The following is a 24,953-nucleotide window of genomic DNA, read 5'->3' as shown; positions in this document are numbered from 1 at the left end:
AATATCAGTTTTGGAAAATTTTATATAACCAGATTATGAAAAAAGAAAAACGTTATCTAACTATTTACGAACAGGTCAAAGATGATATCATTGAGGGACGCTTCACAAAAGGCTCAAAACTGCCCTCTAAACGAGTAATGGCTGAAAACCACGGAGTAAGCGTTATCACTGTGGAACATGCTTATGAACTTCTTACTGAAGAGGGTTATATCATGCCCCAGGAAAAAAGCGGTTATTTTGTCACTTTTGATGATAAGGACATCTATGTGGGTGCTTCTTCCGGCTCCGGAAGGTCTTTTTTTCCTCAAAATATTCCGCCGGTAAGCTCTACAGAAGATAATCCTCTTAGTTTTTCCTACTCTATTTATGCCAAGACCGTTCGCCGCGTTCTGAGTGAATACGGTCCTTATATCATGGAAAAATCCCCCAAAACAGGCCTACCGCAGCTTCGCACAGCCATAGCTGATTATCTTGAAAGAAGCCGACGTGTAGAGGTTTCACCTGATCAGATCATCATAGGCGCCGGCGCAGAATATCTCTACAGCCTTATTGTTCAGACCTTTGGCAGAGACATTGTTTATGGTGTAGAAAGCCCTTCATATCAGAAAATTGCCAAGGTTTACACAGCAGGCGGAGCAAATATCAGAATGCTTAAGCTTGGCTCAGACGGAATAGAAAGTGACGAATTATGGTCAGGAGACATGAAAATCCTTCATATTACTCCTTACAGAAGCTTTCCCAGCGGTGTAACTGCTTCTGCCTCCAAAAAGAGAGAATACCTCAAATGGAGCAAAAAATGTGACGGGACAATAATTGAAGATGACTTTGAATCGGAATTTACCCCCAGCAGAAAGCCTGAGGAAACGATATTTTCATTGGACGAAAATGGCCGCGTGATATACATAAATACTTTTACAAGAACTATCGGAAGCTATATCCGATGCGCCTATATGGTCCTTCCCCAAAAACTACTAAGTTTGTTTGGGGAAAGGACAGGCTTCTACGAATGCCCCGTTCCTACATTGGAACAGCTGGCAATCGCAAATCTTTTGGATAGTGGTGATTTTGAGCGTCATATAAACAAAGTCAGACGTCAAAATCGTAAAAATCGTGCAGATTAGTCAAGTTTTGACTCCATCATCTCTGCAAGTTCAGCTATGGTGCCATCCTTGAAGGGGCTCTTTAAGTTAACTTTTTCAAGCTCTGTCTCGTAGAAGTCGCTTACAGACAGCTTACAAAGCTCAAGATAATGGTTCCATGCATCTTTGTAATCCTTATCCATCCATACCTTGAACTGCATTGCTACTACGCTTGCAAGTACATAATCGATGTAATAGAAAGGATTCCAGAAGATGTGGCCCTGCTTCTGCCAGAAACCGCCTTCATCGAAGAACTCGTCTCCGTCGAAGTCAAGCCAGGGTCTGTAGGTCTTCTCCAGCTCCTTCCATACAGCTTTTCTCTCAACGGGAGTCATCTCCGGCTTTTCATAAACTATGTGCTGGAACTCATCAACCATGCATCCGTAAGGAATGAAGGTTATTGAATCCTGAAGGTGCATCTTGAGATAATCCTCTGATCTGTCGCCAAAGAACTTATCCATCCAGCCATAGGTGAAGTATTCCATGGACATGGAGTGAATCTCTGCTGTCTCCATTGTAAGGTCATTATGCTCGATAATCTCGTCATTTCTGGTCACATAGCCCTGGAATGCATGTCCGCACTCATGTGTAATAACATCAACGTCACCGCTTGTTCCGTTGAAATTAGCAAAAATAATGGGCGCCTTGTACTTAGGAAGATAATTCATATAACCGCCCTGCTTCTTGGTCTTTCTGCCAAGAACATCAAAAAGCTCGTTTTCAGTCATGAAATCGAAGAATTCTGCTGTCTCAGGTGAAAGCTCCCTATACATCTTAAGTCCGGCTTCCATGATCTCCTCAGGTGTTCCTGTGGGTTCCGGATTACCGTTTTTGAAAAATACGTCATTATCGTAGTATTTAAGCTCATCTACACCGATCTGACCCTTTCTCTTTTCCTGGATCTTTTTAACAAGAGGTACGAAGGATTCCTTAACCTGCTTTCTGAAATTCTCAACCTCAGGTCTTCTGTAGGAGTTTCTGGTCATTCTGTTGTAGCCAAGCTCGATGAAATTGTCATAACCCAGCTCTTTTGCCTGTTTTGTTCTGTTTTTTACAAGCTGATCATAGATGTCATCAATCTCGTCTGTAACAGATAAAAAGTACTCACTGAGTGCCTTCCATGCACGTTTTCTGGTATCTCTGTCGCTGTTTGTCAGGAATTTGCGAAGCAGGGATATATTGTACTCCTCTCCGTCAAAAGGAATCTTTGCGGATGCAATGATCTTGTCGTATCTGGAAATAAGTGCATTTTCCTCCTGCATAAGGGGAAGGATCTTCTCATCAATGGATTTCATTGATAACTCCATGTTTTTGAATGCTACCTTGCCAATCTTTGACTCCAGATAATCTCTGTAAGGTGATGCGTAAAGCACTTTTTTATACTCATTTACATACTGTGATATTACAGGAGAAATCTCGTCGATATAGTCGTTTTCTTTTGCATAAAACTCCTCTGTAGTATCGATATCATGTCTGAAAACACCGATGATGATGTTAGTATAAACATCTCCGGTAAATTCATAGTATTTTCTGTGAAGTTCAAACTGCTCTTCTCCGCTTTTTGCAGCCTTGCTGTCAGCGATCAGTTTATCAAAAAAGCTTTTCACTTCATCCATATCCACACGTTTGTATGGCATCTCTGATAATTTCATATTCAGGTCCTCAACTTTCTAATACACTTTCTATTTTGCCACTCTGCAAAACAAGTCTAATTATAGTATTTATGCGGATTAGACACAAGTGTTGATTGGATTTTTCAATTGCGATTTGTTTTTATTTTTTGTGTTGTTTTGATGTAATGACATCATTATATTTTTGTATCTCGTCATCATTTTATTCACGCTATATTATTTATTTATAAACTTTTTATTAGGTGGTACGACTACACGACACCTATAATAATTATGTAGGCGTAGTATATTCATGAATCGGAGGTTTGTGAAAATGAAGTTTAATAAACTAATTGCTCTGATTACCGCTATTTTACTATGTTTTATGGCTTCTGGCTGCGGAAAAGGAGCAGAGTCAGAAGTATCAGAAGAAGTAGATAATTCAGGTCAGGAGATAACTCTCCTAAACATCAAAAGCGAAGTTTCTTCTCAGCTGGAGGAACTTGCTGCTCAATATAAGGCAGAAACCGGGATTACAGTCAATGTGATCAGCGTTCAGTCAGGCGTAGACGCTCAAGCTACTCTGAAGGGATACTACCTCTCAGATCAGATGCCTGACATTATAGCCTGTGAAGCATCAGGATTTGAAAACTGGGACGGTCTTCTGGTTGATCTCAGCGATCAGAACTGGGCTTCACGAACTGACGCAGCCTATTCCGATTCCACATACGGAGTTATTGGCTTCCCCTACACAACTGAGGCAATAGGCCTTGCTTATAACGCTGACATTCTGAATAAAGCAGGTATTGACCCTGCCACAATAACAGGCCCTGAAAGTATGAAGGCTGCTTTTGAAACTTTGGATTCAAAAAAGAGTGAGCTTGGTCTTACTGCTGTAATCGGTTACTGCGCTGAACCTACAGAGGTTGGCTGGTCCGCAGGAAACCACATTATGGGCGCATATATAGATTCAGGTCTTGCCAGAACAGATACAACATATATTGATCTTTTAAATAACGGCGGCCAGTTCGACGAAGAGCGAATAAATGCATATGCAGAAATGATTGGTCTTTTCAATCAGTATTCTGATTCTGCAGTCCTTACACAGCCTGCTTACAACGATCAGGTACTAGGATTTGCTTCAGGAAAATACGCCTTTGTCACACAGGGTTCCTGGATAGGTGCCACAATGACCGGCGATGATTCCGATGCCTACGCTGCAGCAGGTAATTTTGAAGTAGGAATGCTTCCTTACGCTTTCCAGGATGGAATGGACACAATCCTTACCAGTGCTCCTTCCTGGTGGGCTGTAATAAAGGAAGGCGATGTAGAAACCTCCAAGGCTTTCCTCCAGTGGTGCTCAGAAGACAGTGCTCAGCAGATACTTGTAGAAAAGGCGGGTTTTGTAAGTCCTTTCAAGGATTGTAAATATGTAGCATCCGATCCTTTCGCAAAGGTTATTTCCAGCTATATTTCAGCAGGGAAAACTTCTAACTGGCACTGGATGAACATGCCGGAAGGCCTGGGACAGAACGGTTTTTCCTTCGCATTTTTCAATTACGCATCCGGAACTACCGATGCTGCGGGATTTGTACAGGAACTTAAGGATATAGCTACCGAATGGTACTCAAAATTATAAGAGGAGGTGAGGATTGTGGAAAATAATACAAATGTAAAAGTCAGTAAATTCAATTCTATCTTATTTCAGCTATCCGCTCTGAATCTCCTGATGCTGGTAGCATTCATCTGTGTAATAGCACTTGTTATGACATCCATGAAAAAGTCGACAACCAGCAGTATTTCTATGTTTGACTCGATGATGGCTCTGACACAACACGAAGCGCAGCTTAAATCAGATGTAATGTCACTCTATGATCAGACAACCGGCTATATCTCTGCAGATGCAGATGAAACAAAAGAAGCTTTAAAGCCTCAGATAGATGCCGTAAAGCAGGCAGTTACTGCCGACATTGAATTGTTAAAGCAGGATTTTGCAAACAAAGATAATGAAGAGGCTACCGCTCAGATTGATGAAATAACTGTTCAGTATTCAAGACTCATAGCACTTATCGACAATGCTATAGCAAAGTGCGATGCAGGCGATAAGGATTCAGCGTACAAAGTGCTCTTTGACAAGGCTGAGATTCAGAAAATTGCTATATTCCACTCCACCAAGACTCTGGATCAGGCAATTGAAGATTCCGCATCAAATACAAAGGCTACCATGAATCAGCTGTTACAAAGCGGTAATTTACTTGCTATGGTCGGTATTATCATTACTTTGGTACTACTTATCCTCAACTTCTTAATAAGCTACAAGAATATTGTAAGAAAGATCCGCAATATTGCAGATGAAGTTAACGTAATGATTACAAATATCGAGGCCGGAAATGGTGATCTTACAGCCAGAATCAAGACTAAGACCAAGTCAGAATTGCTTTTCATAACAACCGGTATCAATCATTTTATCGAGACATTGCAGCTAATCATGCGCGATGTGCGAAATGGTTCCGAGATTCTGACATCGTCTTCAGAAGAAGTTGCTTCTCAGCTTCAGGTTGCTGATGATAACGTAACAAGCACATCCGCCGCTCTTGAAGAGCTTTCCGCAAATATGGAGACTCTTGCCGATACAGTAAGATCAATCAACGGAAAGGTTGACTCTGTTAAAGACGCAGTACAGGCAATCACTGATGAGGCTGCAGAAGGTACTGAAACCGCCATTACAATTAAACAGGAGGCTAACGAGCTAAAGCTTCGCGTAACCAACAAAAAATCCGATGCAGGCGAGCAGATGTCGCAACTCTCTGAGACTCTTACCAAATCTGTTAAGGATTCTGAAAAAGTTGGTCAGATCAATGAGCTTACTAAGGTTATCCTGGATATCGCATCGCAGACCAATCTTCTTGCTCTTAACGCTTCAATCGAGGCTGCAAGAGCCGGTGAAGCCGGCAAGGGATTCGCTGTTGTTGCTACAGAGATCAGCTCCCTGGCAGATAACAGCAGACAGACAGCTGCAAATATTCAGGATATCAGTAATGAAGTTACAGATGCCGTTAATGCCCTTGCGAAAAACGCTCAGGATGCCCTTGATTACATCAACGGAACTGTCCTTGATGATTATGATGAATTCGTTAATACAGGAGAAAAATATGAGCATACAGCGGATATTATGGATGATATGCTGACATCCTTCTCATCTAAGGCAGACAACCTTAACGAGATTATGACTGAGATGGTAGAATCCATCGAAGCTATTACTAATTCCATCGGTGAGAGTTCAAAAGCCATCTCAATGTCCGCAGAAAGTTCCAACGAAATTGTTGGTGGTATCAAAAAAATATCACAAGCTATCAATAAAAACACCGAAGTTACTGAGCAGCTTAATGATACTACTGAGAAATTCACAAATCTGTAAATACGATTTAATTCGACCCGACAGAGTATTGATTTAATAATTAATTAACGCCATTCTCTATAGCAGTTATAGAGAATGGCGTTCGTTTTTTATCTGAGTGCTGCAAACATCTCTTCAGCAAGCTCGGGCTTATTCATGATATACAGATGTATACCGTCTACGCCTCTCTCTTTAAGGTCCTGTGCCTGTCTGATTGCGTAGTCTACACCGTATTTTCTCATTTCTGCAGGATTTTCACCATATTTGGAAATAATTGATGATAATTCCTCAGGTACGGTTGTTCCTGATAATGTTACTGTGGTACCAAGCTGTTTTGCGCTTGTAATTGGCATTATTCCGGCCGATACAGGCGCTTTTACACCAAGGTCATGTAATTTATCAATAAGCCTTAAAAAGTAGCTATTATCGAAGAATAACTGCGATATAAGTACCTGACATCCACAGTCAACTTTTATTTTGGTGTTCATTACATCAATCTCATCAGAAGCTGCTTCCGGATGTCTGTGGGGATAGCATGCACCAACCATGGTAAAATCCATGCCTGCCGATTTGATGTACTGTGCCATGTCGCTTGCGTGAAGGAAATCCCTCTGAGCGAACTCTTCATCGGTCATGGCCTTAGGTCTGTCTCCTCGAAGTACAAGCACATTATCTATACCGATTTCTTTAAATTTGGCCAATCCGGCGTCTAATTTCTCTTTTGTGAATCCAACACTGGTTATATGAGAAACAACCTCTAATTTGGCCGAATTTTTAGCATAATTAGCAATCTCAACTGCCTTACCGGCATTAGAACCTCCGGCTCCATATGTAATACTTATGAAATCAGGTCTGATCTCACTGATTTTGTCTAATTTACTTTGTATATTAAGGAATTCTTCCTCTTTTTTCGGCGGAAAAATTTCACAGGATAATACTGTTTTTCCGGGTTGATACTTGTCTAATATACTGCCCATTATCTGACTCCTCCTTTTTTCTTAAAGGATATTCTATCATAGTTTCTGAAAAATGCACTATTTATGCGATTTTTCCATGAAAACAACACTTAACATTCTGTATCATTCCTTGGTTTTCGCCATCTAATTAATTATAAACGTGAAGACTGCCAGGGGGCAGCCTGGCAGTCTTCTCTATGGTTATCAAGCTTGCGATCCATCCTTTGATCACTGCAACGGCCCTAAAAAAGGGCAAAAAAATCCTGTTTCCATGTCGTTTCCCATCCATGGAAACAGGAGCTTTCCGTTGCTAATTATTATATCGGTGTATACATAAAAAATATTAGTGCTATTTTCTTGAACATATTTAACATCTGACAAAAAGCCCTTTGTTAAGCCATTTTGTTTCAAAAATATTTTTTCACAAGATATTGCATAGATGCTAATTAACTATATGTTTATATTGTGTTTATGTAATATTTATAACATGACAAAAAGCCTAGAATCACAAGGATCCTAGGCTCTTAATCTTCACTTGGTTTTGTACTCAGCCTATAGCCTTCTTAACAGCCTCGAGTACACGGTCTGCCTGGAACGGCTTAACAATAAAGTCCTTCGCACCGGCCTGAATTGATTCAATAACCATTGCCTGCTGACCCATTGCAGAGCACATAATGCAGCAAGCATTGGGATCAGCTGCCTTAATTCCTTTAAGAGCACCGATTCCATCAAGCTCCGGCATGGTAATATCAAGAGTTACAAGATCAGGCTTAAGCTCATTATACTTGTCGATTGCTATTTTGCCATTCTCGGCCTCACCAGCAATCTCGTATCCGCCCTTAGTCAGAATGTCTTTCAGCATCATGCGCATAAAAGCGGCATCATCTGTAATAAGTATTCTCTTAGCCATTTTGAACCTCCATATTTTCTATTCCGGATTAGATTTAGGTAATTTCCGTCTCCGGTAATTCTCTTAAATACATTTTCTATTTTATCATACAATTCGGAAAAGAAAACGCCTTATCGTCGTTCAAACAATTAAAAAATGATAAAATTTCGTTGCATTTCATAAATATTTCTAAACTATGATGCCTTTGTAACTATATATAATGACATCAATACATCATGTAATCATGATACATATGTAACAATATACCAATCAATATTTTCATATGTACATCTATTCATCGTTCTCTATTGTCATATCGATGTATTTATATTCTGTCTGATTATTATTATCACCTTTTCCTGCTGTTTCTTTATATTATCTTTGTCATTTACCACAATTATTTCATATTAAATAATGTCTTTTACTTCTATTGATGCATGTTATCGTCGTCTTCTACTACTATTTCTTTAATTATAATACCCTTACCTTGGATCAACTTACCTTTTCGTTCACCACAGGCGGGACATCTATATCGATTTTCTTTGTCAGGAGTATACTCTTTTCCACAGCTTTCACATAATATTTTTACTTCTACTTCATTAGTAATTAGCTCTGTATGCTCCAAAAAGGTCCCTTTTATGGCCTCATCATAGTATTTATTTAAATAAAACGGCACCACGCCGCTCATTTGTCCTACATCGACTACGATTTTCTTTATTTCTAATAAATTCTCTTTTTCTTTCACTTCCTGGACAGAATTTATGATATCCAGGATGTAGCTAAGCTCATGCATCACTAATCCCCTTTTGTACAATATTTGCATAAAAAAATCCAATGACTATTAAAGTCAATGGAATATACTGTTCATTTATGTATGCATTAATACTTATTATAGTACTCTTTTCTTATGATTATATCTATGTATAAATAATATCATACGATATTATTACTCATTGTCTGATATAGTCAATATTATTCATAGTTAAGTAAAACACAATACAATAATTTTGATACTTATATAATTTTCAAGCTAAATGTAATTATAACTAACGTTATTCAAAGCAAAGTGTTTAAATTGTATGCAATTATGAAAATATTGAATACTGTTTTTTCTTAAATTTCTGGGCAAAATTCACGATTTTTTTCTAAATTTTCTCTATGAATTTCACTCCCCTGGATCTAACTCACCCGGTCCCAGAAATCTTATTTAAAAATCAGGGCAAATCCTGTGATTTTTTTTCAGGATTTTTCCGCAGATTTTATCCTGTTTTTACAGCCAAATAATTAACTCATATAAATGATAAATTTATATATTTATATTATATCATCACGTTGTTTAAACCGCAATATATTTATTCATTTTGTTATACAAATATATTTATATTTTGAATTAATACTATATAAATACATTTATATTTTGATAACAAAATATCTATTTATAATTATATTTTGATATTTTTATTTACTTATATATTTTTATTTTGAAATATTACTATATTTATATTTTTATATAATAATATTATTATATATTTTCATTTATATACTAATTTATCATGCTATTATGTTTTATATATGTATTTATATACTTTTATATTTATATCATTAAATAATAATATCATTTTACATTTATATTGCTACATCATTTATTTCTGACTTATTAATATATTGATATATGTATATATCCACTTCATTATATCATGATGTATATATTTAGCTGTTGTGATAGCATAATTACATCATGGTATATTGATGTCATGATGTATTTGAGCATTATATTTTATATGCACATCATTACAGCATGACATCATTATGTAAAGTTATTTCTATGTTTATATATCAATTTTGCTCCTTTATAGCGTCCGGATGGACCACTGATCTCTTTATTTATCTCAAAACAGCAAAGCGGCAAATATGTACAATTTATGCTCGTTTATAACTTATTGAATCCATTTTGACGTTTATATTGTATCTATCATGATGTCATTACATCATGATTATGGCGTATTTTTGCTTTGTTTACTGTCTCATTCATGTCAATTTTGCCCATTTATTTTATTGTGCTATAATCGTTACATCTATACATCATGATGTCATTATACATTCGCTCCCCTTAGAAACCTGATGTCGAAGCACAATGATGTTATGTTGTTTTGATGTATTTATACTCAGTATCATTACATCATTTTATATCGCTATATTATTATATATGTATATTTATATTATGATATTTCGCCATCATTATTTAATTGATGTCTTTATATCATTATATTTTTGTAGTATTATATTATTGTACTATTGTCAATATATATCATTATCTATGTTTATATTTTTATCGTGATAGATTATTATCATATTATATTTATATCTTTATTTACTAATATATTTATACATAAATACACTTATCCATTTTTATAAATATATTTGTGTACTTATATATAATGAACCTTTTTTACAATGTTTTCTTGTTATCATGATATAAATATCTTTACACAGCTTTTCATCAATGTTACTATGTAACAGGACAATATTTAGTTTTTATGGGAGGAAGTATGAAAATAATTGCATTTTGCAACCAAAAGGGTGGAGTTGCAAAAACCACATCTACTTATGCGTTATCGGCCGGATTGGCTAAAAGAGGCTATAAAGTCCTTATGATTGACTCAGATCCGCAGGAAAATCTTAGCCAGGCAGCCGGAATTGATCTTTATAATATACCTGCAGCTACACTTTCTGACGTATTTAAGACAGAAAAGGGCGAGGCAGGCGCAGATATCAACGAAACACTCATTCCTGTAGGCGACAATATAGACCTTATTATAGGTGGTATTGAGTTTACATCAGCAGATCTTGACTATTCTGGCGTTACATCACGTGAATTCATGCTTAAAAGGGCATTAAACAAGCTTAATAAGACTTATGACTTCTGTATTATCGATTGTAGCCCTACGTTGGCTTTAATCACTCAGAATGTCCTTGCTATTACAGATAAAATAGTAGTTCCCATGACACCTGAAGCTTTTGCTACAAACGGTGCAAATATGCTGTTTTCATGGATTTCAGTAATGTCTGAGAGATTAAACAATCCTGAACTGGATGTTGCAGGTATTCTTGTAACTAATACCAGAAATACCAACAATGCGAATATTTGGCTCGAAGGTATCGAAATGCTGGCCAAAGAGTACGAAATTAAGGTATATGAGACCAAAATTCATCAGAATGTAGCAGTAGAAGAGTCTCAGACACTTAATCAGTCATTGTTTGATTATGCACCAACAGCACGTGCAACCAAGGATTATGATGAATTTGTAGATGAATTTCTGAAAGGAGAAGCATAATGAAAAAGAATCTTCAGAATGCAATGGCAAGAAATTTTCAGAATATGGTAGGTGCAACACCGTCGACCGAAGAGGTCAATGAACCCAAGCCAGTAGTTGAGAAGGCACCTGCAAAGCCAGCATCTAAGCCGACTTCTACAAATACACCTGTTATTGAAACGCCTGTTGAAGCAGCTCCTGTAGCACCACAGCCTCAGGTAGTTGAGCAGCCAGCTCCGGCTCCGGTAGTAGAGCAACCTCAGCAAGTACAGACAGCGCCTCAGGTTGTAGCAGAACCGGAACCTCAGGAACAGATTATTAATACACCCGTTAATATTGTTGAAGAGCCTGTAGTTATTGCTGAGGAACCTGTTCAGGAACAGCCTGCACCGGTTAAACATACAAGCAAAAAGGCAATCCCGCTTGTACCTGATGAAAAGAGCAGTGGTGTTCTTCATATCAGACTGGGAGAGCTTAGATCATACGTCGATTTTATGACACAATCAGGTAAGATTTCTTATCAGCAATATATTAGTAACCTTATTGAACAGGATTACGAGAAAAATAAAGAATTATACCTTAAATATAAGTCCTTTATGGATCAATTAAATTTTTAACAGACATTGTTGTTTAAACAGTATTAATTAATTAACAACATATTATTAATTATTATTAGAGGATCTAAAAACGTGATAAATACGCGGTTTTTAGGTCCTTTTTATATAGCAATTGTGTATAAGTTATCTAGTTTTGGGGTTAAATTTCAGCATAGATATGGGGAAAGATATTAGAAAAATGGTTCCTAAAAGGATAATTATTTTTTCAGAAATGGTGTTAGAAAGTAGAAAAAGGGGTATTTTTAGCGTTTTTCTTAGTAGTTTTTGGGATTATAAGTAAGAAATCTGGTATTAAATGATAGAAATTGGGTACTTTTCAGCGAAAGTAGTTCAACGAGGGAAGCCGCATAAATACTGAGGAAATAGAATATCCAGAATTTTTTAAGGTAGAAAAAGGGAATCATTTTTTTATTTTAGTAGTTTTTGGGAACGTAAATTGGCAAGATATATCCTTCCAGGTAACTAATAGGCATGAATACGCATATTCTCATTGACCGGAAAACGTACAATAAAGGCAAAGATAGTAGTAATTGGGTACGAAAAAGCCATTACTTAGTAGAAAAAGGGAATATTTTTGATTTAGTTAGTAGTAAATAGGGAGATTACAATGTTACTTAGTAGTTTTTGGGGATAGAATAATGACAGTACTGCATCGGTCAATTTGCCATTTGACTTAAATAGTCAACGCAAAATTACGTTATTACAATAATATAACATACAATATTACATTACTTATTAGTTCCGGGGGACATATTATAAATAATTAGGTATAATTTATATAAAACGAGGGATTTTTGTTTACTTTGTGCCTGAATGGACTTATAATAAGTTAGTACTAATTAGGTATGAATAATTGTTTATTAGGGAGAAGGAGATAGTTTTGGGGCGTAAATCTAAGCAGCAGATGGAAGAAGAAACAACTGCTATTCAAAGTTTTTTATCCACACAACAGTACAGAAAAGCAAATACACTTATTAATTCCAAGGGAAGATCAACACTTCTTGTTCAGAAGCTTTTTGCTGTCAGTATAGCGAAAGCGGAGCATAATCCCGATGATAATACCCTGGAAGCTAATATATATGGTACAGATCTTAAGAAAATCTTCGGAGTTAAGGGTGGTTCTTTCTATGAACATATTAAGTCCGCCATAGAACCGGCGAAGAATAAACCATCTATATTGGATTGGCGAATCATTTATTCCAATGATGAGACCCAGGAGATCGAAGCAATCAACGTAATTACGGATGCTTCCTTCAAAAATGGTGTTCTTAACGTAAGATATAACAATAAAATAACCCCATATCTTACCAATCTTCAGAGTAATTATACAGTTTTGAGCCTTGCAGAGGCTGTACAGCTTAATAGTGTATATTCATTTAGATTATATGAGATTCTTAAGGCTGAAATGGATAGGCAGAGAGCCATTACGAAGAGGCCCGGCCCCTATTATGTTCAGTATCATCTTACTGATCTTAAGCTTAGACTTGGAATTATCGATTCACAGGCAGATCCTGAGATTATCAGTGCTTTGAAGAAGGGTAATCCTGATTACGACAAGATTGAGAAGCAGGCAGATAAGCTTGACGGCGCCGGAAAATTGAAAACATTTGGAAATTTTAAGAAATTCGCCCTGGACAAAGCGCAAAAAGAGCTTAATGAGACCACCAGTATCTGGTTTGATTATGAACCCGTTAAAGCAGGAAGAGGTGGAAAAGTAGTCAATATTAGATTCATTATTGATGTTAATCCTAAAGTTAAGAAATCTAATATAGTCGAAGAAAAGGCAAATAAAACAACTGTTATTGATTCAATGGAAGTAATGGATCAGATTCAGGATATTATCGATCAGAAGATTAAATTCTCTGAGATAAGAGCTATAGCAGAAGCTGCAGATTACGATATAGATAAGGTAAAAGCAGCCTATGAATTATCCAAAAAATCCAAAAATATCGATAATTTTGTTGGCTGGATGATTTCAGCAATAAAAAACGACTATAAAGCTGCCGGTTTGGGCAATAGCTCTATAGTCGGTAAGTACGTTCAAAGCTCCTTCAATTATAGTGAAGAAGACTTACTTGATAATTGATCAGCCTGCTAATAAATGGCACTCTTCGTAGCGGTGTATAAGAGCAGTGATCTTTTTAGAATCTCCAATAAGAGAAACATTAAGCGGTTTCAGTAGATTGAGTGAGAGAAGGCCGATAATAGACTTTCCATCAATGTAGCTGTGACCGCTTCTTACATCTACCTGACAGTTTGATGATGTGTTCATCTGGATAAAATTGCGGATCTGATCTGCATCCTCGAGACTTACTGTAATATCTTTAGTCATAGTTCTATTGCGCTTAGCGCATCCCCCTTGTAAAAATTTTTTTCTTAAAAAAAGAAAAATTCGAAGTCAACGATATCACACTTGATTGTATAAATCAATAAATCCACGAAAAATTTCGGAAAAAACACTGAAAACCATAAAAAAACTATTAAAATACGGATTATTTATAGCTTTTATGATATATTGTTTGTGTGGAATAGGACAAACACTGAGAGAAAGAGGTGAGCAGAATGAAAAAAGTACTATTTTATGGCGATTCTAACACCTATGGATTTGATCCTCGCGGAATGATGGGTGGCCGCCTACCGGAAAATGAAAGATGGACAGATATCCTTTCAAAGAAGATGTATGGTGAATGGAGAGTCTATGCTGATGGTATGAATGGTAGAGTAGTTCCCGATAATCCGTATTCGCTTCTTTCACTGGATAAATCGGTATTAGAGTACAGTCCGTTAGATTTATTCGCTGTAATGCTTGGTACCAATGATCTTCTCAATATGTCAGAACCGGACGCAGATGTTGTTGCCGGAAAAATCAGAGATTTTATCGAGAGACAGCTGGGCAGAACAGAATTTGTTGATAATAAGACAGGATTTCTTCTTATAGCACCTCCTGCAATACTTCCTCATATGGAAGAAAACTTGGAAGAAGCAGAGGCACAGCGCAAGAGACTCAGTACAGAGCTTGATATAATTGCTCAGGAATTTGGAATATTCTTCGCAGATGCCAGTGAATGGGATCTTGATCTTGCATTCGACGGAGTACATCTATCAGCTGAGGGACATGCACAGTTTGCTGAACATATGGCAGATATCCTGACAGGAATCGATCTTTCAGCAGAGAGAGTTGAAGCAGACGATTATGTATTTGCAAGCCTCGCATAAAAAATTGAATTCTAGGGGTTGTCGCTTTAGATGATTCAATCATCTGGGCGACGCCCCTTTTTCTATGCTATAATATGAAAAGAGTAACAAAAGCCTTAAATAAGCCATTTTAACCGATTTGGTCAGCGAAAAAACAAGAAAAATCATCGAAAACAGGTCGATTTTTTCAGGTAGTTTTTGGGGATGCGTGAAAAATGCTTATTTTATGCACTGTTACAAATACAATTAAGTCATACATGAATCAAAAACACTATTTGAGGTAGCAAATAGGGACAATGCAAATAGCAAAAAGGACTTTCTTAGTAGTTTTTGGGGAGAAATATAATGCGTGTTGAGGAAGAGAAAATCACAACAAAAAATGAGCAGGAATATGTCTTAAGATCTCCTGAGAGGGAAGATGCAGAAGCAGTTCTTGCTTTTAGAAGGGATGTGGCAGGTGAAACCATCTACCTTACAAGATATCCCTATGAAATAGAGAATTCACCGGAAAAAGAGGGAGAAATCATCGGAAATTACTTAAGAGCTGAACACCTTATAATGATTGGGATATTCGACGGTGACAGAGTGATCGGCATAACTTCGGTAAGCCCGGTAGGATTAACCTTTAAAACAAGGCACAGGGCATCAGCAGAGATAGTTGTTCGAAAAGAATACTGGAATCTTGGACTCGGCGCTCATCTCCTTGATAAGGCCATACGGTGTGCAGGAGATCTTGGATATGAGAGACTAGAATTAAGTGTTTTCGCAGATAATGCCAGAGCCCTGAGGTTGTACAAAAATAAAGGATTTGTCGATTGTGGACAAATCCCTCAGGCATTTAAAACTATGGATGGTAATTATCATGATGAAATCATGATGACCAAAAACTTGTGGAGATTTTAAACGGCGTTTTGCGGTTTTGCGCGATTGCTAAATCTTCTTTGAATATCTTTGATAACGTAGATATAACATACGCAGGTGAATACTGCGGCTGCCATCCAGGCGATGGGATCACAGGCTACGGCAAGAGGATAACTCTTGATATTCATAGCTATGATTGCGGATATCATGCGAGCAAATAATTCTATTACTCCGCCCATCATTGGAAGGAAGCCATAACCGCATCCCTGCATGGCATTTCTGAATATGAATATAAAGCTGAGCGGAACATAAAATACTGACGAAATTTGTATGTATGGTCTCGCCCAGGGCAAAAGTTCAGTCACGGATGTATTTCCTGAGAAGAACAGTCCCAGTGCTGTAGGCAGCAATAAATTAGCGGCTACTGCAGCTATAAGAGCGTAAACGGTGTTGGCTATCATAGATGAGCGAACACCCTTTTTTATTCTGGCGTAGTCGCAATTACCGTAATTTTGGCCGGCAAAAGTTGACATTGCGGCACCCATTGCAGGCATTTCCTGTGTAAGAAGACCGCTGAGCTTGGATGCGGCTGTAAATGAAGCCACGGCTGTTGATCCAAAGAGATTGATGGCGGATTGCATTATCATGGTTCCTGCAGCAGTTATTGCAAACTGAAGGGCCATTGGAAGACCTACGCGAAGCTGATGCCTTGTATCCTGAGATACAAGATGCCAGTCGTTTTTATCAGGTGCGAGAGAGGGAATGTGCTTATATATGTAATAAATACACATTACAGCGGATATTCCCTGTGAAATATTGGTGGCAAGAGCAGCTCCAACTACGCCCATTTTGAAGACCACTATAAGAAGAAGGTCCAGTACTATGTTCAGACAGGCTGAAAATATGAGGAAATAGAGCGGAGTTTTGCTGTTTCCAACTGCGCGCATATAGGCAGAGAAAAGGTTGTAAAATACGCTGGCTACAATACCATAACAGATGGTTGTTATATACGCTGAAGCATCGGCAAAAATGTCATCAGGGGTATTCATGATGCGAAGAAGCGGATTAATTGCAATAACACTTAACAAAGTAGTTAGCACTATCACAATTGCTGAAAGTATGATACCATTAGCAACACTGTGCTTAACTCGTCTGGAATCACCGGCGCCATAGCTCTGTGATGTAAGCACAGTAAATCCTGTAGTAAGGCCTTGAGCAAAGCCCAGAACCAGGAACATAATCGTACCGGTGGAGCCTACGGCAGCCAGAGCATTAGCACCGACAAAACGGCCTACAATGATAGTATCTACCATATTGTAGAATTGCTGGAAAATATTTCCTAAAAAGATAGGCAGCATGAATTTAAGTATAATAGGGAGCGGGCGTCCCTTGGTCATATCAAGTTCCATAAATCCTCCGAGATTTGTGTCGTTGAATGCCTATTATAATGTATTGTTTATTACTTGCAAGAGGGTAAGTTTCGAAATAATAATTTTTTAATAATTTATCGTTAATGAGAGGAAAAAAATGCGAATTTCTTATGCGCCCATGGAGGGCATTACCATATATTGTTACAGAAATGCACACAGCAGATTGTTCCCTGAGGGGATAGACAGGTATTATACGCCTTTTTTATCCGTATATAAGCAGCATGCCATTAAAAAGCGCGATATGCGAGAAATTGCCCCGGAAAACAATGCTTTGGTGGAAGGAAGACTTATTCCTCAGATAATGACAAACAAGGCGGATGAAATCATCTGGGCGCTTTCTGAGATGCATGAGAGAGGCTTTGAAGAAGTCAATCTGAATATGGGATGTCCTGTTGGAACAGTTGTAAGTAAACACAAGGGATCCGGAATGCTTGAAGAACCCGCAGCCCTTGATGAGCTTTTTGCGCAGGTTTTTGAAAGCGAGGAGATAAAACATACTGCTTTATCTGTAAAAACAAGAATCGGATTAAAGGACCCAAAGGAATATCTTGAGATTTTTTCTGTTTTAAATAAATATCCGTTTTGTAATGTGATAGTTCATCCAAGAGTCAGGACTCAGATGTACCAGGGGGAACCTGATATGGAGATTTTCAAGTGGGCTTATGAAAACAGCAAAAATCCAATAAGCTACAACGGAAATATTTTCACTAAAGATGATTATGACAGGATAGTTTCTGAATTTCCGGATCTCAAGGAAGTGATGATTGGAAGAGGACTGGTTGCAAATCCGGGACTTGCAAGAGAGATAGTCACAGGACAAGCAATGGGTCAGGATGAGCTCAGAAGCTTCATAGAGACCATGGAAAAGGAATATAAGGTAGAAATACCTGCAGAAGAGTCTATAATGCACAAAATGAAGGAGATTTGGTTCTATGTGGGCGGAAACTTCAAAACTACAGATGGAAGCGAAATCGAGCCATATATTCACAAAATAAGGGTATCAAAAAATCCTTCGGAATATCGCAATGCGGTAAGGAATCTATATAGAAGTTGTGGAGTGTAAATCAGACAACATAACATCAGCACATCATGACATCATGATGTGCTGATGTGTTATGGGCTTAAATATAAAACTGCTCAAATAGCAGTAAGAAAGAGGATATTTCACTCTTCCGGGTGATCTTTCATCATCATTTCATGTACTGCCTTTGCGATTATTTCATCGGGAGCAGCACGTAATTTTTTCTCTTTTGTAGCTTCCTCGGGATGAGCCGGAATATCCGGAAGCGGATCCCTTTTTTTCTTATCTGTAGCCATATTTTGTCCCCCATAAGTGTTTTACTAATACAATAATAGCAGAATTAAGGCAAAAATTACAAAATAATTACAAAAAAGTAGCAGAATTCCGATAAAAACGTTGCGCATAATAATACATAGTGGTAGAATTGCTTTAGTTTCATAATAAACCTAGAATAAAGGGGGAATAAAAAATGAATAAAACAGAACTCGTTGAAGCTATTGCTAAGGAAACAGGTCTTTCCAAGAAGGATTCTGAGAAGGCTGTAAAGGCTTTCGTAGACGTTGTTTCTAAGACACTTAAGAAGAAGGACAAGGTTCAGCTTGTTGGCTTTGGTACATTTGAGACCACAAAGAGAGCAGCTAGAACTGGTAAGAACCCTCAGACTGGTGCTACCATCAAGATTCCTGCTTCTATCGCTCCGAAGTTCAAGGCTGGTAAGGCTCTGAAGGATCTTGTAAACAAGAAATAATTAAGATCATGAACTTAACGCCCCGGAGTACTTTGTATTCCGGGGTTTTTCAATGCCTTGAAACGGTTTATTATGGATATTTGGTAAGAATATGGCGTGACATTCACCGGATTTTCGCGCAGATCAAGAGAAACAGAGGAGAACATTATGAAAATCGTCAAAACTTTTGTGGCAACCCTGGCAGTAGTTCTGGCCATAGGTGGCATATATCTCTACAGAGCTGATATTGCGAAAAAGGCATCAGCGCTGATAAATGGCCAAGAGAGTACAGAGGCGACCACAGATGCTTCAGAAGAAAAAATAGCCAATCCTTTGACCGAGATTGGAAATGACATTAAGAAAAAAGCAGTTGCCGGTATAGCTGAGACCATAGTTGAACAGGCTGTTAAACAGTACGGCGGCGATAAAGCTGAGGATGTTCAGAAGATAATGGACAGCGTATCCGAAGAGGATAAGGAAAAGGTAACTGAGATCATTATTGATAATATGTCCTTGGATTCAATAGGCGATGTTCAGTCTTATGTTGACAATAAAGACGTAGAAGGACTTATGGAGTATGCCCAGGATAAGCTCACAGCTGAGGACTATTCAGAGCTTACGGGTATTTTTGAGAAGTATTCCGAAGACGCTTTAAAAGAGCTTAAGGGAGACGGAAATTAATATATACGAATAAGCTGAGAGCTATAGGCCTCTACTTATCGGATATGTGTGGATATAGATATTAGGAGGAATAATGCTTACAGCAGAAGAATCATTAAAGGTAAAGCTCTCATTTAAAGAGTGTGTGATGGGAGAGCCTTCATTTTATCGTAAAGTAGCCATGGTTGTGGTTCCAATGATCATTCAGAACACACTCTCTAATGTAGTTGGACTTCTTGATAACATAATGGTAGGACAGGTCGGTACGCTGGCCATGTCATCCGTGGCTATTGTAAATCAGCTTATGTTTGTTCAGATGCTCTGCATCTGGGGAGCCCTTGCCGGTGCCGGCATATACGGCACACAGTTTTTTGGACGCCGGGATTATGAAGGTGTTCGCTATACCATGCGTTTTAAGACAATAATAGCACTTGTTATTACTGTGATAGCGCTGATAGTCTTCATTACAGCAGGGGAGCCGCTTATTAAGCTTTATATAGCAGCGGACACTACGCCTGATGATGCGATACATACATTAAGTCTTGCTAAAAACTACCTGCATATTATGCTGATTGGACTTTTGCCCTTTGGAATTACGCAGGTTTATTCCGGAACACTCAGGGAATCAGGTAAAACAACACTTCCCATGATCGCAAGTATGTCAGCCATGGCGGTAAATTTTGTGTTCAACCTGCTTCTGATCTTCGGTTATCTCGGTTTTCCCAAGTTGGGCGTAGCAGGTGCAGCCATAGCAACGGTGATTTCCAGATTCGTTGAGATGGGAATAGTTACCATCGTGGCACACAGGAAAAAGAGCGATTATGCATTTTTAGAGGGATTATACAGTCATTTTGTTATTCCCCTTGAACTTATATGGCCAATAGTTACGAAATCACTGCCGCTGCTTGCAAATGAATTCCTATGGAGTATGGGGCAGGCAGTGCTGATGCAGTGCTATTCCATCAGAGGTATCGAGGTAATTGCTGCACTAAACATAGCAAACACCATTGCTCAGATATTTAACGAAGTATTCCTGTCCCTTGGTAATTCCACATCGATCGTGGTCGGACAGGAGCTTGGCGCGGAGCACTTTGTAAATGCCAGAAGAGATGCCTGGAGAATGGCTACGCTGAGTGTTTTAAGCTGTTTTGTAATGGGCGGGCTTTTATTCCTGGTATCGCCCATTGTTCCCAGGTTCTATAACACAGAGCCTGCCATTAAAGAGCTGGCAACACAGTTTATCCGCGTAGTTGCGATAGTAATGCCCCTTAATGCTTTCGCAAACGTAGCTTACTTTACACTGAGATCCGGCGGAAAGACACTGGTGACTTTCCTTTTTGACAGCTGTTATGTATGGACTGTTTCCGTAGTAGTTGCAAGAATACTTGCATACCACACAAAAATGCCGGTAGTTGAAGTATATTTCACGGTTTGCGCATTGGAAGTTATCAAGAGTGCAATAGGATTTGTTCTTGTTAAAAAAGGAATTTGGGTTCGAAATATCGTCAAAAAAGTATAAACAAAACGGTGATAATAACGACTGTGATTTTATAAAATTGAAAAAACAGCCCTGAGATAATAAAGATTTAATAAAAGCATACCGCACAAATTTCTACAATGTGTGGTATGCTTTTTCTGTACCCTTTAAGCAGATTATCTGATGTTTATAGAGGTGAAAAATATGGATTCAGAAAAGCCGGCATGGATCCTCAAAGAGAAGATTTTTTCTGAGGATCACATGTTTACACGTCTTATGGGAAATGCTATTGAAGAGAACCTCACAGAGACTTATGAGGCACTCTATTATGCCAGGGACAGGCATGCAGGACAGTCCCGTAAAACGAGTCCTTTTACCCAGGAACATATCCCATATATCACCCATCCTCTTATGATGGCGTGTCATGCCCATGCTATGGGTATCAAAAACGATCAGGTTCTGGCTACGGTTCTTTTGCACGATGTATGCGAAGATTGTGGTGTAAAACCTGAAAATCTGCCCTTTTCAGAGCCTGTAAGGCACTCTGTGGCACTTCTTACCAAACCCGAGAATTACAGCGGTACTGACGCCGAAAAGAAGCGTTATTACGTCGGTATTTCTTCTGATAGTACGGCTTCCATAGTTAAAGCTCTCGACAGATGTAACAACGTTAGCCTGATGTCACTGGCGTTTTCAAGAGAAAAGATAATTTCTTATGTTGAAGAAACCGAAGAATATGTGTATCCATTACTTGAGCACATTAAGTATGGTGACAAGATCTACAACGACGCTGTTTTTCTGATAAAATACCAGTTAAAAAGCACCATGGAGACTATAAAGGCGTTTATTATAAACGGATAAAGTAAAAATACACACGGAAAAAATAAGAATCCCCGCAAGCATGGGCAGCTTGCGGGGATTGCTTAATAGAAGGAATTGAAAAAGAAAGTATTTAGCAATTATTTCACAACCGATCGTAAAATCGGATGTAAACGTAAGTTATTGGGGCTTTGTTTAGCCCATGATTGCTTCAACGGTGTACTCTTTTACGGAAGGATCGTAAGGAATTACTGTTCCGTTTATTTCGTTGCCGTTGACAATCAGCTTCTGGATGCCCTTCTGAGCGCCATTTGTCTTAACGCTGATATTGTAAGTAGCACCTCTGTATTTTCTTACAAGTTCGAAGTCACCGAATCCTGCAGGTACACAAGGATCAACTGATAATCCCTTGTGTGTAGGATAAATTCCCAGGATATACTGAGAAATATTAACAAATGTCCAGGCAGCTGTACCTGTAAGCCAGCTGTTCTTGCCCTGTCCGAAGAATTTAGCATCTTTTCCGGCTACCATCTGTGAGTAAACATAAGGCTCTGTGCAGTGAATATCACTGATCTCCTCAACGTAAGCAGGGCAGGTCTTCTTATAAATCTCGAAAGCTCTGTCACCGTGTCCAAGTACTGTCTCAGCAATTGAAACCCAAGGATTGTTATGGCAGAAGATGCCTGCATTCTCCTTGTATCCCGGAGGATATGAGCTAACTTCACCAAGTTCAAGATGATACTCTGTGTAAGCGGGCTGAAGGATCATTACACCGTATTTGGTATCAAGACGCTCTTTTACGCTCTTAAGAGCCTTCGCAGCGAGACCTTCCTTTACACCGATGCCTGCAAGAACGCAGAAGCCCTGAGGCTCAATGTAGATCTGACCTTCCTTACACTCGTGTGAACCAACCTTGTTGGAATGTGCGTCATAAGCACGGACGAACCATTCGCCGTCCCAACCTGCTGTGCAAACAGCGTCATACATTTTCTTTACTTCGGCGCGGGCACGCTCTGCTTCTGCAGAATCGCCCTTAAGCTCACAGAGCTGAGCATATTCTTCACCGTATTTTACAAACATACCTGCGATAAATACTGACTCAGCAACGGGGCCTTCACTGGGACCAAAGGTCTGGAAGGATTCACCGGGATGAGCTGAGAAGCAGTTAAGGTTCAGGCAGTCATTCCAGTCTGCACGACCGATAAGAGGAAGATCGTGAGGACCCTTGTGATTTACGATGTAGTCGAAGCTTCTCTTTAAGTGGTTCATAAGAGGAGTAGCAACGCTCATATCGTTATCAAAAGGAACTGTTTCATCGAGAATGGACATATCGCCTGTCTCTCTGATATATGCGCTTGTACCTGCGATCAGCCACAGAGGATCATCATTGAATCCTGAACCGATGTCGGAGTTACCCTTCTTGGTAAGGGGCTGATACTGGTGGTATGCGCTACCATCCTGGAACTGAGTAGAAGCGATATCAATGATACGCTCTCTTGCTCTGTCCGGAATGAGATGTACGAAACCAAGCAAATCCTGACAGGAATCTCTAAAGCCCATTCCACGGCCGATTCCTGACTCATAATAAGAAGCAGAACGTGACATGTTGAAGGTAACCATGCACTGATACTGATTCCAGATATTTACCATGCGATCAACCTTCTCATTGGAAGACTTGACATGATATATAGAAAGAAGGTTATCCCAATAAGCAGAAAGCTCAGCAAAAGCCTTGTCTACATCAGCATCTGACTGATATCTTGCAAGCATCTCGTTTGCAGGCTTCTTGTTGATGATGCCGTGGGACTCCCACTTCTGATCCTCAGGATTCTCTACATATCCAAGGATAAAGTTGAAGGTCTTTGTCTCGCCGGGAGCGAGAGTAATATCAATCTGATGAGCTGCGATGGGAGACCATCCGCTTGCTACAGAATTGGTAAGCTTTCCTGCGAAAACAGCGTCCGGATGATCCGGCCCGTTGTATGCACCAAGGAATGCGTCACGGCTTGTATCGACAGCATCTACCTTAGTATTAACAGAATATATAGCGTAGTGATTACGTCTCTCGCGATACTCGGTCTTATGGAAAATAGTAGAATCAACAATCTCAACTTCACCGGTACTTAAGTTACGCTGGAAGTTCTTCATGTCGTCATCTGCGTTCCAGAGACACCATTCAACGTAAGAAAACAGCTGTAATTTTTTCTCAGAAGAGCTGTTGTTAGTGAGTTCTACGTGTGAAATCTCGCATGTATCGCTCATAGGAACGAATGTAAGAACTGAAGCCTTAACATCGTTCTTAACGGATGTGAATTTACTATATCCTATACCGTGACGGCACTCATAGGAATCAAGCTCAGTCTTTACAGGCTGCCAGCCGGGATTCCAAACGGTCTCACCATCCTTAATATAGAAATATTTACCATTATTGTCATAAGGTACATTGTTGTAGCGGTATCTTGTAAGTCTTAAGAGCTTAGCATCCTTATAAAAGGAATATCCGCCACAGGTGTTAGAAACAAGCGAAAAGAAATCCTTGTTGCCAAGGTAATTGATCCAGGGCAAAGGAGTCTTGGGCGTTGTTATAACATACTCGCGATTTTTATCATCGAAAAAACCGTACTGCATTCTGCGTTCCTCCCAATATTAGCGTGATAATCTTAAACGATTAAGTCATTAGATAAAACTGATTATAAGGGGTAACCTCGCTTTTTTCAAGAAAAATATTATTCACGCTATCACTGAGTTTTAAGGAAACGTTTTCGTAAAACCTCAGTAAAATTAACGTTTTTAAGTAGATTTATGAAAATTACTAAAATTTTCGTGATAAAAATTGTAAAA

At 38.8% G+C, this 24,953-nt stretch carries 21 protein-coding genes; 13 read left to right on the top strand and 8 right to left on the bottom strand.

All coding sequences use genetic code 11. The annotated features are described in order from the left end of the window. Window positions 1–35 precede the first annotated feature (35 nt). Window positions 36–1,121 carry a MocR-like pyridoxine biosynthesis transcription factor PdxR gene (pdxR, locus tag G603_RS0109035; protein ID WP_026670019.1) on the top strand — a complete coding sequence of 362 codons (1,086 nt, stop codon included), beginning with the start codon at window positions 36–38 and terminating at the stop codon, window positions 1,119–1,121. Here pdxR and G603_RS0109030 read toward each other — a convergent pair. Continuing rightward, a complete protein-coding gene (locus G603_RS0109030) occupies window positions 1,118–2,791 on the bottom strand; it encodes a M3 family oligoendopeptidase (RefSeq protein ID WP_026670018.1) in 1,674 nt (557 codons plus the stop codon). The two genes, pdxR and G603_RS0109030, sit on opposite strands and share 4 nt — an antisense overlap. A gap of 292 nt (window positions 2,792–3,083) precedes the next feature. Here G603_RS0109030 and G603_RS0109025 point away from each other — a divergent pair, with 292 nt between their 5' ends. Then, a complete protein-coding gene (locus G603_RS0109025) occupies window positions 3,084–4,388 on the top strand; it encodes an ABC transporter substrate-binding protein (protein ID WP_026670017.1) in 1,305 nt (434 codons plus the stop codon). 15 nt (window positions 4,389–4,403) lie between these two features. Then, a complete protein-coding gene (locus G603_RS0109020; protein WP_026670016.1) occupies window positions 4,404–6,167 on the top strand; it encodes a methyl-accepting chemotaxis protein in 1,764 nt (587 codons plus the stop codon). Between the two features lie 89 nt (window positions 6,168–6,256). Here the strand turns inward: G603_RS0109020 and G603_RS0109015 are convergent, their stop codons facing one another. From G603_RS0109015 to G603_RS0109005, 3 genes are all read right to left on the bottom strand, one after another. Further along, a complete protein-coding gene (locus G603_RS0109015) occupies window positions 6,257–7,123 on the bottom strand; it encodes a methylenetetrahydrofolate reductase (RefSeq protein WP_026670015.1) in 867 nt (288 codons plus the stop codon). Window positions 7,124–7,649: 526 nt separating this feature from the next. Further along, window positions 7,650–8,012 carry a response regulator gene (locus tag G603_RS0109010; RefSeq protein WP_026495631.1) on the bottom strand — a complete coding sequence of 121 codons (363 nt, stop codon included), beginning with the start codon at window positions 8,010–8,012 and terminating at the stop codon, window positions 7,650–7,652. A 406-nt stretch (window positions 8,013–8,418) separates the two neighbouring features. Further along, entirely contained in the window at window positions 8,419–8,784 is a 366-nt protein-coding gene (locus tag G603_RS0109005; protein ID WP_035792628.1) for a hydrogenase maturation nickel metallochaperone HypA/HybF, read from the bottom strand. A 1,756-nt stretch (window positions 8,785–10,540) separates the two neighbouring features. Here G603_RS0109005 and G603_RS0109000 point away from each other — a divergent pair. From G603_RS0109000 to G603_RS0108990, 3 genes are all read left to right on the top strand, one after another. After that, window positions 10,541–11,326 (top strand): ParA family protein, encoded by a 786-nt coding sequence (locus G603_RS0109000; RefSeq protein WP_026523952.1) that lies wholly within the window; start codon window positions 10,541–10,543, stop codon window positions 11,324–11,326. Next, a complete protein-coding gene (locus G603_RS0108995; protein WP_026670013.1) occupies window positions 11,326–11,922 on the top strand; it encodes a hypothetical protein in 597 nt (198 codons plus the stop codon). Before G603_RS0109000 ends, G603_RS0108995 begins: the two co-directional genes overlap by 1 nt. Window positions 11,923–12,802: 880 nt before the next feature. Beyond that, a complete protein-coding gene (locus G603_RS0108990; protein ID WP_026670012.1) occupies window positions 12,803–14,008 on the top strand; it encodes a replication initiation protein in 1,206 nt (401 codons plus the stop codon). Here the strand turns inward: G603_RS0108990 and G603_RS19810 are convergent, their stop codons facing one another. After that, window positions 14,009–14,254 carry a hypothetical protein gene (locus G603_RS19810; RefSeq protein WP_035792625.1) on the bottom strand — a complete coding sequence of 82 codons (246 nt, stop codon included), beginning with the start codon at window positions 14,252–14,254 and terminating at the stop codon, window positions 14,009–14,011. A 230-nt stretch (window positions 14,255–14,484) separates the two neighbouring features. Between G603_RS19810 and G603_RS19805 the strand changes: the two genes are divergently transcribed. Continuing rightward, window positions 14,485–15,138 (top strand): GDSL-type esterase/lipase family protein, encoded by a 654-nt coding sequence (locus tag G603_RS19805; RefSeq protein ID WP_051197674.1) that lies wholly within the window; start codon window positions 14,485–14,487, stop codon window positions 15,136–15,138. Between the two features lie 324 nt (window positions 15,139–15,462). After that, complete coding sequence (locus tag G603_RS0108975; protein ID WP_026523955.1) at window positions 15,463–16,020, top strand: GNAT family N-acetyltransferase; 558 nt, start codon at window positions 15,463–15,465, stop codon at window positions 16,018–16,020. On the opposite strand, the gene G603_RS0108970 is transcribed toward G603_RS0108975, so the two are convergent. Continuing rightward, the gene (locus tag G603_RS0108970; protein ID WP_026670011.1) at window positions 16,017–17,387 is read right to left on the bottom strand and encodes an MATE family efflux transporter; all 1,371 of its coding nucleotides are present in this window, start codon (window positions 17,385–17,387) and stop codon (window positions 16,017–16,019) included. The two genes, G603_RS0108975 and G603_RS0108970, sit on opposite strands and share 4 nt — an antisense overlap. A gap of 118 nt (window positions 17,388–17,505) precedes the next feature. On the opposite strand from G603_RS0108970, the gene G603_RS0108965 reads away from it, so the two are divergent. Then, window positions 17,506–18,471 (top strand): tRNA-dihydrouridine synthase family protein, encoded by a 966-nt coding sequence (locus tag G603_RS0108965; protein ID WP_026670010.1) that lies wholly within the window; start codon window positions 17,506–17,508, stop codon window positions 18,469–18,471. A gap of 101 nt (window positions 18,472–18,572) precedes the next feature. Here the strand turns inward: G603_RS0108965 and G603_RS22335 are convergent, their stop codons facing one another. After that, a complete protein-coding gene (locus G603_RS22335) occupies window positions 18,573–18,725 on the bottom strand; it encodes a hypothetical protein (RefSeq protein WP_155830962.1) in 153 nt (50 codons plus the stop codon). A gap of 173 nt (window positions 18,726–18,898) precedes the next feature. Here G603_RS22335 and G603_RS0108955 point away from each other — a divergent pair, with 173 nt between their 5' ends. The 4 genes from G603_RS0108955 to G603_RS0108940 all read left to right on the top strand — a co-directional run bounded on the left by G603_RS0108955 (window position 18,899) and on the right by G603_RS0108940 (window position 22,154). Further along, window positions 18,899–19,177, top strand: a complete 279-nt coding sequence (locus G603_RS0108955; RefSeq protein ID WP_026495623.1) for an HU family DNA-binding protein — start codon at window positions 18,899–18,901, stop codon at window positions 19,175–19,177. 147 nt (window positions 19,178–19,324) lie between these two features. Next, the gene (locus G603_RS0108950; protein WP_026670009.1) at window positions 19,325–19,837 is read left to right on the top strand and encodes a hypothetical protein; all 513 of its coding nucleotides are present in this window, start codon (window positions 19,325–19,327) and stop codon (window positions 19,835–19,837) included. A gap of 73 nt (window positions 19,838–19,910) precedes the next feature. After that, window positions 19,911–21,335 carry an MATE family efflux transporter gene (locus G603_RS0108945; RefSeq protein ID WP_035792621.1) on the top strand — a complete coding sequence of 475 codons (1,425 nt, stop codon included), beginning with the start codon at window positions 19,911–19,913 and terminating at the stop codon, window positions 21,333–21,335. A 162-nt stretch (window positions 21,336–21,497) separates the two neighbouring features. After that, window positions 21,498–22,154 carry a hypothetical protein gene (locus G603_RS0108940; RefSeq protein ID WP_026523960.1) on the top strand — a complete coding sequence of 219 codons (657 nt, stop codon included), beginning with the start codon at window positions 21,498–21,500 and terminating at the stop codon, window positions 22,152–22,154. Between the two features lie 153 nt (window positions 22,155–22,307). Here G603_RS0108940 and G603_RS0108935 read toward each other — a convergent pair whose 3' ends face one another. Beyond that, the gene (locus G603_RS0108935) at window positions 22,308–24,740 is read right to left on the bottom strand and encodes a GH36-type glycosyl hydrolase domain-containing protein (RefSeq protein WP_026670007.1); all 2,433 of its coding nucleotides are present in this window, start codon (window positions 24,738–24,740) and stop codon (window positions 22,308–22,310) included. Window positions 24,741–24,953 lie beyond the last annotated feature (213 nt).

Origin of the sequence: Butyrivibrio sp. AE3006, assembly GCF_000424165.1 — a bacterium.
GTDB lineage: Bacteria > Bacillota > Clostridia > Lachnospirales > Lachnospiraceae > Butyrivibrio.
This window is presented reverse-complemented; position numbering and strand designations above follow the sequence as displayed.

Excerpts from the sequence above, each read along its gene's own strand:
- pdxR (WP_026670019.1), top strand. The coding sequence starts at position 36 with ATGAAAAAAGAAAAACGTTATCTAACTATTTACGAACAGGTCAAAGAT.
- G603_RS0109030 (WP_026670018.1), bottom strand. The coding sequence starts at position 2,791 with ATGAAATTATCAGAGATGCCATACAAACGTGTGGATATGGATGAAGTG.
- G603_RS0109025 (WP_026670017.1), top strand. The coding sequence starts at position 3,084 with ATGAAGTTTAATAAACTAATTGCTCTGATTACCGCTATTTTACTATGT.
- G603_RS0109015 (WP_026670015.1), bottom strand. The coding sequence starts at position 7,123 with ATGGGCAGTATATTAGACAAGTATCAACCCGGAAAAACAGTATTATCC.
- G603_RS0109010 (WP_026495631.1), bottom strand. The coding sequence starts at position 8,012 with ATGGCTAAGAGAATACTTATTACAGATGATGCCGCTTTTATGCGCATG.
- G603_RS0109005 (WP_035792628.1), bottom strand. The coding sequence starts at position 8,784 with ATGCATGAGCTTAGCTACATCCTGGATATCATAAATTCTGTCCAGGAA.
- G603_RS0109000 (WP_026523952.1), top strand. The coding sequence starts at position 10,541 with ATGAAAATAATTGCATTTTGCAACCAAAAGGGTGGAGTTGCAAAAACC.
- G603_RS0108995 (WP_026670013.1), top strand. The coding sequence starts at position 11,326 with ATGAAAAAGAATCTTCAGAATGCAATGGCAAGAAATTTTCAGAATATG.
- G603_RS19810 (WP_035792625.1), bottom strand. The coding sequence starts at position 14,254 with ATGACTAAAGATATTACAGTAAGTCTCGAGGATGCAGATCAGATCCGC.
- G603_RS19805 (WP_051197674.1), top strand. The coding sequence starts at position 14,485 with ATGAAAAAAGTACTATTTTATGGCGATTCTAACACCTATGGATTTGAT.
- G603_RS0108975 (WP_026523955.1), top strand. The coding sequence starts at position 15,463 with ATGCGTGTTGAGGAAGAGAAAATCACAACAAAAAATGAGCAGGAATAT.
- G603_RS0108970 (WP_026670011.1), bottom strand. The coding sequence starts at position 17,387 with ATGGAACTTGATATGACCAAGGGACGCCCGCTCCCTATTATACTTAAA.
- G603_RS0108965 (WP_026670010.1), top strand. The coding sequence starts at position 17,506 with ATGCGAATTTCTTATGCGCCCATGGAGGGCATTACCATATATTGTTAC.
- G603_RS22335 (WP_155830962.1), bottom strand. The coding sequence starts at position 18,725 with ATGGCTACAGATAAGAAAAAAAGGGATCCGCTTCCGGATATTCCGGCT.
- G603_RS0108955 (WP_026495623.1), top strand. The coding sequence starts at position 18,899 with ATGAATAAAACAGAACTCGTTGAAGCTATTGCTAAGGAAACAGGTCTT.
- G603_RS0108950 (WP_026670009.1), top strand. The coding sequence starts at position 19,325 with ATGAAAATCGTCAAAACTTTTGTGGCAACCCTGGCAGTAGTTCTGGCC.
- G603_RS0108945 (WP_035792621.1), top strand. The coding sequence starts at position 19,911 with ATGCTTACAGCAGAAGAATCATTAAAGGTAAAGCTCTCATTTAAAGAG.
- G603_RS0108940 (WP_026523960.1), top strand. The coding sequence starts at position 21,498 with ATGGATTCAGAAAAGCCGGCATGGATCCTCAAAGAGAAGATTTTTTCT.
- G603_RS0108935 (WP_026670007.1), bottom strand. The coding sequence starts at position 24,740 with ATGCAGTACGGTTTTTTCGATGATAAAAATCGCGAGTATGTTATAACA.